Below are 1,505 nucleotides of genomic sequence, written 5' to 3' on the forward strand. Positions count from 1 at the left end.
TCAAGTCATCATGGCCCTTACGTGTAGGGCTACACACGTGCTACAATGGTAAGTACAGAGGGAAGCGAACTTGTGAGAGTAAGCGGACCCCAAAAAGCTTATCGTAGTCCGGATTGGAGTCTGCAACTCGACTCCATGAAGTCGGAATCGCTAGTAATCGCAGGTCAGCATACTGCGGTGAATACGTTCCCGGGCCTTGTACACACCGCCCGTCACACCATGGGAGTGGGATGCAAAAGAAGTAGCTAGTCTAACCTTCGGGGGGACGGTTACCACTTTGTGTTTCATGACTGGGGTGAAGTCGTAACAAGGTAACCGTAGGGGAACCTGCGGTTGGATCACCTCCTTACCAAAGACAGTTGTGACTGCTTAATGCAGTGCTCACACAGATTGTTTTGTTTTGAAAGAAAGAGCCAACAACACCCAAGCAAAGAATTAAGTGGGGCTATAGCTCAGCTGGGAGAGCGCCTGCCTTGCACGCAGGAGGTCAGCAGTTCGATCCTGCTTAGCTCCACCACTTTTTATGTCGGCAGGCAAAAAAGAAGTATTTGTTTTTGACGACGTAAGAAAAACACTGATTGCAAGTCATTGATTTAGCAAGAGTGGTAAAGAAGACTGATTTTGCGAGCAGTTTGGTTTGAATGAGTGCCGACTTGAAGAGAGCGGAGGGCGCATACGAGCAGTATGTAACCGACAAACGATGAAACCAAGGTGCGCAGTCAAGCCAAAGTGAGAAGTAAAATAGGCTTGTAGCTCAGCTGGTTAGAGCGCACCCCTGATAAGGGTGAGGTCGGCAGTTCAAGTCTGCCCAAGCCTACCATTTACCACAAACACTTGCATTGCAAGTGGCGTGATAAATCACTTAACCGCAAGGAGACCTTGCTGATGATTTATCGACTTGCTAAAGGTAGTGGTTAGATTAGCAATTGCAGGGGTTTGTGCACGCTACGCACTTGTCCGCCTTGCCTAAATTGCAAAATAAGAAATTTAAGTGTGGTGGCAACAGGAAGTTACTAAGCCTTAATGAATGAGGTCTGAAAAGAAGTTATTCATTAGGGTTTTTTACTCTAAACGAGCGAAGCTCGTGCTCTTTAACAATTTGGAAAGCTGATAGTAATTTATATTATGAAATGAAAGAGTCAGTTGCCGAAAGGCAACCAAGCGACTCTATCTGACACAATAAACGTGTAGCGTATAGTGGTCATGTCATACTCCTCGTGAGTACGAGTGTCCTCCTTGCGCAAGAATTTCATCTTCTTCGAAGATAAAATTTTGCACGTAATTAGCAAGTCATTCATACAATCAAACAGCGTCGGATAAAAAGGCGATGCTGCAAGACACCGGAGGCAAAACTAAGTTTTAGACACTCATGCTAAAACGAGGAATTGCCGAGTCATTGGTTTTAGGTTGTTAGCGACGTGAGGAGTCAGAAAGGCGCATACGATAAGTATGTAACTGCCGAACGACGAACCCAAGCTGACAAGATAAAGACAATGAGGAAGGCA

The 1,505-nt window shown here is 45.6% G+C and carries 2 tRNA genes and 1 rRNA gene; all 3 read left to right on the forward strand.

Going from position 1 to position 1,505, the window contains the following annotated elements:
- Positions 1-349: ribosomal RNA gene (locus ACNKW3_RS19760) — 16S ribosomal RNA — on the forward strand; the annotation flags it as partial.
- Between the two features lie 92 nt (positions 350-441).
- Positions 442-517: transfer RNA gene (locus tag ACNKW3_RS19765), tRNA-Ala, on the forward strand.
- 226 nt (positions 518-743) lie between these two features.
- Positions 744-820: transfer RNA gene (locus tag ACNKW3_RS19770), tRNA-Ile, on the forward strand.
- Positions 821-1,505 lie beyond the last annotated feature (685 nt).

This window comes from Glaciecola sp. 1036 (genome assembly GCF_050306235.1).
Lineage (GTDB): Bacteria > Pseudomonadota > Gammaproteobacteria > Enterobacterales > Alteromonadaceae > Glaciecola.